Source organism: Streptomyces sp. UH6 (assembly GCF_013421635.1).
Taxonomy (GTDB): domain Bacteria; phylum Actinomycetota; class Actinomycetes; order Streptomycetales; family Streptomycetaceae; genus Streptomyces; species Streptomyces abyssomicinicus.
In genome coordinates, this window is the sequence record NZ_JACADT010000229.1 from 1 (window position 1) to 7,189 (window position 7,189).

The following is a 7,189-nucleotide window of genomic DNA, read 5'->3' on the forward strand; positions in this document are numbered from 1 at the left end:
CGAGGAGCTGGACGACGAGCCGGTCGCGGCGGGCCCGCGCCGCGGCGGCGGCCTCGGGGCCGTCGTCGGCGGTGGGCAGCCCGAGGACCGACAGCGAGGTGTAGGTGGGGTAGTCGTAGCGGCCGTCCCACTTGTCGAGCGCGGTGTCGAGGAACCGGGCGAGCAGCCCTTCCTCCTCGGCGGCCCTGCCGGCGCCGCCGGCGGTGATCGCCTCGGCGAGCCGCTCACGCGCCACCGCGAGGTCCTTCAGGAGCTGTTCGGAGACGAAGTGCTTGCCCACGCGGTGGTACTGGTCGACCACCGCGTCGTAGGGGAACCGGCTCGGCACGGGGTCGGCCAGCCAGTCGGTCAGTTCGTTCACGATGCGGGTCTCACCTTCGGGAACGGGACGGGGTAGCGGGGCCTGCCAGTGCCCGGAACTCGCGCATGGCCTGGCAGAGGGCCTCCACGTCGTCGGTGGAGTTGTAGTAGTGGAAGGAGAGGCGGACGACGGGTCCGCGGGGACTGACCGCGATGCCCTGGCCGGCCAGCCAGCCGGCGAGCGCGGGCGGGTCGTTGTCGTAGAGGCCGAGGTGGGCGCCCTGCCGTTCGGGGCTCTCGGCGCGGCGGACCCGTTCGCCCTGGGAGGTGAGGGTCCGGGCGGTGCGTTCGATGAGCGCCTCGATGTGGCGCCGCACGTCCGCCAGGTCGACGTCGGTGAAGAGCGCCAGCGCGGCGTTGGCGGCGTAGAGCGCCGGTACGGCCGGGGTGCCGGTCTCGAAACGGCGGGCGATGGCGGGGAAGTCGAGCCGCAGCGGGTCGAACGCCATCGGCTCCACGCGCCCGAACCAGCCGGTGAGCTGCGGGTCCTGGTCGGGCTCCACGCCTTCGCGGGCGTAGAGGAAGGCCACGCCGGGGAGACCGGCGAGGTACTTCATGGTCCCGGCGACCAGGTAGTCGCAGCCGAGCTCGGTGACGTCCACCGGCATGACGCCGACGGCCTGGTAGGCGTCGACGAAGGTGAGCGCCCCGGCCTCGCGGCCGGCCGCGACCACCTCGGCGACCGGCGGCCGCTCGGCGAACTTGTACGTCGACAGCGGCACGGACACCAGCGCGGTGCGGGCGCCCACGACCGCCGTGTAGTCGGCGAGCCGCACCCGGCCGGAGTCGTCACCGGTGAAGAGCACCCTGGCGCCGCGCGGTTGCTGGGCCAGCCAGACGTGCGCGACGGACGGGAACTCCTCGACCGTGGTGACGATCTCGTCGCGGGTCTTCAGCGAGAGCGTCGAGACGACCTGGTAGGCGCCGACGGAGGCGTTCGGCAGGACGGCGATCTGGTCCGCGCCCGCCCCGATCAGGGAGGCGAAGCGCTGCCGGGCGTCGTCCACCTCCTGCTCGAACCGGTGCCAGGGGGCGCCGTGACGGGCTATCGCCTCCTGCATCCGCTCCAGCGCCTCGTCGACGGCGTCGGACCGGGCGCCCAGGCTGCAGCTCGCCAGGTGGACGGTGCGTTCCAGCATCGGGAAGCCGCGGCGGAAGGCGGCGGGCGTGACGAGGACGGGCCGTGTCCGCTCCGCCTCGCCCAGCCGGGGCGACGCGGTGGTCACGGTCATGACGCACTCGCCCCGGCAGTGGGCGTGCCGTGGGCCCCGGACATCGGGCAGACCGGCGCGGCGGCCTGCTCGGCGTACTCGGGAGCGGGCTCGGCGTCGCCGAGGGGGCCGCTCAGCGTCAGCTCGGTGCGCAGCTCCCACAGTTGCGGGAAGAACTTGTGGCTGATCAGCTTGGCCAGGAAGTCCACGGGGGCGCCCTTGGTGCCGACCGCGGAGTCGCCGAGGATGCGGCAGGTCATCTTGTAGTGCTGGACCCGCCACAGCGAGATGCGTTCGTCCCAGTCGATGAGCGCCTCGGCCAGGCGGTACTCGGCGGTGTCCTGGCCGTTGCGGTACACCTCGGCGAGGTTGGTCCCGCGGGCCTCGACCAGCCGGCGGAAGGCCTTCTCGAGGTCCTGGCCGGCCTGGCGGGCGGCCTTCCAGCCCGGTGACTCGAAGCCCGAGCCGTGCCCGAGGACGGTGCGGATGATCTGGAAGTCCCAGGGCGCCAGGTGGCGCATCATCTCCAGGCCCTCGGTGCACATCAGCACGCCGAGCGAGGCGCGGCCGAGCAGCCGGGTGGCCGCGTCGAGACTGCCCGCGTCGATGAGGCGGCGGGCCTCCTCGGCCTCGTAGCAGGAGTGCTTGAGCCAGAGCTCGGTGGTCTGGTGGACGATCTGGAACAGCATCTCGTCCCGGTGGATCATGTCCTCGGGACGGCGCTGGAGTGACAGCAGTGTGTCGGTGCGCATGTAGCGCGCGTAGTCGTTGGTCCCTTCGCCGTCGAGTACGGCGACCGAATAGTCCTTGGCAGCCACGATGCTCCTGCTCAGGCGGTGGTGGTGGAAAACGTCAGGGGTTCGGCGTGGACCCGGAAGTCGCGTGCCGTGGTCGTGACGGCGGCCTCGACGTCCGCGGCGGCGGCGCCGCGGAACCGGAAGCGGCCGCCGACGTGCTCGTAGTAGGCGTCGGCGTCGGGCAGGACCTCGCCGGGGCGCAGCACGACCTCGGCGTAGGGGCCCTGGTGACGGCCGGTCATCGACGTCGACTCGGTGATGCGGCACGGCCGCTCGGCGGGGGCCGGGACGAGCATCCAGCCGGCCACCTCCTCGGTGGCCGAGGGCGCGGCGGCGGAGGCCGGCACCGGCGGCAGCGGGCCGTCGACCTGGAGCTGCCAGGCGGCGTGCATCAGGTCGTAGCCGTGGACCTCGCGCCACAGGAACGGGATCTCGGCGCCGCCGACGCGCGCGCCGCACTCGAGGAAGCGGGCGCGGGGCAGGCCGTCGGCGTCGCGGTCGTCGTCGTCGAGGAAGACCTCGAGGTGGAAGACGGTGGCCCGGCCGGGGGAGAGGGCGCCGAGGAAGCCGGTGGCCGCCTTCTCGATCGCGGCGTTGACCCGCGGGTCGTCGATCTCCACGGAGCCGAGGAAGCTCCCGACGCGGAAGCCGAGGCAGGTGTTCAGGTAGCGGGAGGCCCGCCAGGTCAGCAGCCGCTCGCCGTCGAAGACGCCGTCGACGTGGCAGATGGCCGCGTCGACGAAGGCCTGGACGAGCATCGGGTCGGCGTCGAGGGCGAGTGCGGCGACCTGCTCGGGTCCGTCGACGCGGACCACGCCGGCGCTGGAGCTGCCGGTGCGCGGCTTGACGATGACGGGCCAGCCGTGCGCCTCGCCGAACTCCAGCACGGCGTCGGCGTCGGTGGCGGCGGCGAAGTCGGGGACGTCGAGGCCGGCGTCGTGGACGGCCCGGCACATCACGTACTTGTCGCGGAAGACGATCTGCTCCGGCTGGCGCGGCCCGGGGACGTTCCACTCCTCCCGGAGGGCGGCGCCGACCAGCAGGTCGTCCTCCTTGAGGGCGACGATCCGGTCGGGGGCGCCGTGCCGGGCGGCGAGGGCGCGCACCTCGGCGCGGACCCGCTCCAGGTCGTCGGTGGCGGGGACGAGGACCACGTCGTGGGCCTCGTCGGGGACGGAGCCGGTGCCGACCTCGGTCGTCACGTAGCTGACCCGGTTCGCCGCGTGGTCGATGTAGCGGGTGAATTCCGCGTACCGCTCACGCCAACGGTTGACGACGACGACGTGCGGGCGGGAACCGGCGGTCGCGAATTCCTCTGGCGACGGTTCCGGATGGGATTTTTCCGTGGCGCTCATATTCCGTTCTCCTCTTCCGGGAAGGTGAATACGCACGTGCCCCGGGTGCCGGGATTCGCGTAGGTGATGACGGATCCGTCCTCCGGCTTCAGGGCGCGGCAGAAAGCGCCGCCGAATCCCTGGCCGGTGACGAAGATCCCCCAGTTGGCGACCCATTCCTCGGTGCGTCCGGTGTGCGGGTCGACGACCTTTTCCAGGGCGGGCACGACGAGTTCCTGGGCGACGTAGTCGCGGTGTGCGGTGGCGGCGAGGGCGGCCTCCCACTCCTCGTCGGTGACGTCCCGGCCGATCACCACGCCGTCGGCGCTGTAGCCCATGCCGGGCTTGAGCACGAGGGCGGCCCGGTGCGCGCGGGCGTACTCCAGGGCGTCCTCGGTGCCGTCGGCGCCGAGGACCCAGGTGCGGGGCAGCACCCGGTCGACGAGGGCGCGCTCGTCGTCGGTCAGGGCGGCCCGCACGGCGGGCCGGTGCAGCAGGCCGAGGGCGGCCTTGCTGGTGAACAGCGCCCCTTCCAGCGGGGTGAAGAGCGCGGTGCGTCCCGCGGCGTGGGCCCGGTTGACCCGGGTCAGCGCCGCGCGGGCGACGGGGTCGCCGGCGATCTGGTAGGTGGCGAAGTAGCGCAGCACGACGTCCAGCGGCCGGCCGCGCAGGCTCAGCTTGCCGTCGGCCTCCTCGGTGACCTCCTGGATCTCGCCCAGCAGCAGGTCGACGCCGTGGCCGCGCAGGTCCTCCTGGATGGAGGTGAAGACGCCGCTGTGGTCGTCGAGCGCGCCGGGGCCCTCCAGCAGCGCCACCACGGGTGCGCCGTCGGTGATGCCGGCGGCGGTCCGGCGCAGCTCGCCGGCGAGCAGTTCCATGGTGTCGACGTGACCGAGCCGGTTGCGCCCGGCGAACTCCGCGAAGGCGGGGTCCGCGAGGAAGGCGCGGTTGAGCTGGGCGGTGTCGACGCCGCCGAGCTCGCTGCCGACGTTGAGTTCCAGCAGCCGGAAGCCGGTGCCGTCGTGGAAGGCGTCGGCCCGGGCGTACAGCAGCGGGTCGCCGGTCGCGCCCTCCCGCATCACCTCGGTGAACTCGGCCGGCAGGCCGATCGCGGCGGCGTAGCGGTCCAGGTCGCCGCCGAAGCAGCGCTCCGGGAGCCCCGTCAGGAGGCGGAACACCGCGGCCAGGTCGTCGGCGAAGGCGTGGATCGCGTTCTCCGGGACGAATATCGGGCGGGCCAGCAGCACGTTGCCGTAGGCCTTTGCGTATTCCTGCGGAATGTCGGCCCGTTCGGCCAGGCCGGGAAGTTCGCTGTCGGGCCGCGCGGATTCCTCCACGTAGCGTTCGGTGGCGGTGTTCGCCATGGGCGGATCTCCATTTCTGCCGGCTCCGGCATGCCGGACCGGGGCGCGAAGGGAAAGCCGCCGGAAACGGGTGGCGGCGCCGGAAAGTGCGGGAGGTGCGGATTTCCTGCGGCGGGCAGCCGGGCTGAGGAGCGGTCCGCGGTGACGTGAATTCACTGTGGCACCGGAAGGGCCGCACCGGCGCGGTCCCGAGGAGTGCGCGTTTACGACTGTCGTGAATGCGCCAGGGCGCTGCCGGGCGACATAGGCCCGCAAAAGGGGCGTAATGCCCGGCGGGTGGGCGGCTGCTGTTGCGTTCCCCCGCCGGACGCTGCTTACCTACTCATCACTGCCGGGCAGCAGCAGTGCCCCTGGACGATCCGCGGTGACGCACCGGAACCGTCCGAACAGGGAGAACCCCCATGCCCCGCCTGCAGTTCATCGTCGCCAGCACCCGCCCCGGCCGCGTCGGTCCCGCCGTCGCCGCCTGGGCCGCCGAGGAGGCCCGTCGCCACGGCGGCTTCGAGGTCGAGGTCGTCGACCTCGCGGAGATCAACCTGCCGTTCTTCGACGAGCCGGAGCACCCCTCCAGCGGCGCCTACGTGCACCAGCACACCAAGGACTGGAGCGCCACCGTCTCCCGCGCAGACGCCTTCGTCTTCGTGATGCCGGAGTACAACTTCTCCTTCACCGCACCCCTGAAGAACGCCATCGACTTCCTCTACGAGGAGTGGCAGTACAAGCCCGTCGGCTTCGTCAGCTACGCCAACGGCTCCGCCGGCCTGCGCGCCGTCCAGGGCATCAAGCAGGTCGTCACGACCCTCAAGATGACGCCGGTCACCGAGGCCGTGCCGATCCACTGGATCGGGCAGCGCATCGACGCCGAGGGCGTCTTCCAGCCCGCCGACGGCATGGACGAGGCCGCCAAGTCCATGTTCGACGAGCTGCTCCGCGTGTCGAACGCCCTCGCCCCGCTGCGCGCGACGGCGCAGGACTGAGAGGAGACCCCCATGACCGCCCCCAGCATCCGCTCCGCGGACCGGCTCGTCGTCGTCGGCAGCGGCGGCCGCGCCTACCGCGAGTACTCCTTCCGGAGCCTCCACGAGGACTACACCCTCTCCGCCGTCCTCCCCGCCGAGCCGACGTGGCAGCGCCGCTACCTCGACTCGTACGCCGTCGCCGACCTCAGCGACCCGGTCGCCATCGCCGACGCCGTGCTCCACCTCGTCGGCCCCGACCCCGAGCCCGGCTCCTTCGCCGTGCTCACCTGGGACGAGACGGCCGTCGAGGCGACCGCGGAGGCCGCCGCCAAGCTCGGCGTGCCGCATCTGTCCCCCGAGGCCGCCCGGCACTGCCGCGACAAGTACGCCACCCGGTCCCTGATGGCCGAGGCCGGACTCGCCGCGGTCGGCCACCGCCTCGTCACCACCGTCGACGAGGCGGTGGCCGCCGCCGCCGACCTCGGCTACCCGGTCGTCCTCAAGCCGCGGGCCCTCGCCGGCAGCATCGGCGTCACCCGCGCCGACGACGAGGGCGAGGTGCGTGCCGCGTTCGCCCTCGCCGACGGGGCCGCCTTCGCGACCCTGCCCACCGGCCACGGCGTCCTCGTCGAGGAGTACCTCGACGGCGACGAGATCAGCGTGGACAGCGCCGTCCACGACGGCGCCGTCGACGTGGTCCACGTCGCCCGCAAGCGGCTCGGGTTCGCGCCGTACTTCGAGGAGGTCGGCCACCTGGTCGCCGCCCGGTGCGACGAGGAGTGGGCCGGCCGGGTGAGCGACCTGGTCGTCGCCGCGCACCGGGTACTGGGCGTCACCACCGGCGTCACCCACGCCGAGGTGCGCCTCACCTCCCGCGGACCGCGGCTCATCGAGCTCAACGCCCGGCTCGGCGGCGACCTCATCCCGTTCATCAGCGCCCTGGCCTCCGGCGTCGACCTCGTCAAGGCCGCCGCGGAGCTCGCCTTCGGCCGCCGCCCCGACACCACCCCCACCCGCCAGGACACCGCCGAGATCCGGTTCCTCTACCCGGCCGTCGACGGGCGGGCCCGCCCGCTGGACCTGTCCGGCGCCGACGCCACCGACGGCATCGCTCACACGGTCGTCATCGCCGAGCCCGGCGAACGGCTGCTCCTCCCGCCGCGC

6 protein-coding genes and 1 pseudogene are annotated in these 7,189 nt (G+C 73.0%); 2 read left to right on the forward strand and 5 right to left on the reverse strand.

Annotated features, from left to right (window positions below):
- The 5 genes and pseudogenes from HW445_RS13730 to HW445_RS13750 all read right to left on the reverse strand — a co-directional run.
- A pseudogene (locus HW445_RS13730) lies at nt 1-361 on the reverse strand (tryptophan 2,3-dioxygenase); the annotation flags it as partial.
- A 10-nt stretch (nt 362-371) separates the two neighbouring features.
- The gene (locus tag HW445_RS13735; RefSeq protein ID WP_218042098.1) at nt 372-1,592 is read right to left on the reverse strand and encodes an aminotransferase class V-fold PLP-dependent enzyme; all 1,221 of its coding nucleotides are present in this window, start codon (nt 1,590-1,592) and stop codon (nt 372-374) included.
- Nucleotides 1,589-2,389, reverse strand: coding sequence for a tryptophan 2,3-dioxygenase family protein (locus HW445_RS13740; protein WP_308799075.1), 801 nt, complete (start codon nt 2,387-2,389; stop codon nt 1,589-1,591). Before HW445_RS13740 ends, HW445_RS13735 begins: the two co-directional genes overlap by 4 nt.
- Nucleotides 2,390-2,400: 11 nt before the next feature.
- Complete coding sequence (locus HW445_RS13745) at nt 2,401-3,723, reverse strand: acetyl-CoA carboxylase biotin carboxylase subunit family protein (RefSeq protein ID WP_180221306.1); 1,323 nt, start codon at nt 3,721-3,723, stop codon at nt 2,401-2,403.
- Nucleotides 3,720-5,066 carry a hypothetical protein gene (locus HW445_RS13750; protein ID WP_180221307.1) on the reverse strand — a complete coding sequence of 449 codons (1,347 nt, stop codon included), beginning with the start codon at nt 5,064-5,066 and terminating at the stop codon, nt 3,720-3,722. Before HW445_RS13750 ends, HW445_RS13745 begins: the two co-directional genes overlap by 4 nt.
- 401 nt (nt 5,067-5,467) lie before the next feature.
- On the opposite strand from HW445_RS13750, the gene HW445_RS13755 reads away from it, so the two are divergent.
- Both HW445_RS13755 and HW445_RS13760 read left to right on the forward strand, forming a co-directional pair.
- Nucleotides 5,468-6,043 (forward strand): NADPH-dependent FMN reductase, encoded by a 576-nt coding sequence (locus tag HW445_RS13755; protein WP_151775092.1) that lies wholly within the window; start codon nt 5,468-5,470, stop codon nt 6,041-6,043.
- A 12-nt stretch (nt 6,044-6,055) separates the two neighbouring features.
- Nucleotides 6,056-7,189, forward strand: a 1,134-nt coding sequence (locus HW445_RS13760) for an acetyl-CoA carboxylase biotin carboxylase subunit family protein (protein ID WP_180221308.1), incomplete at its 3' end; no start/stop codon positions are given.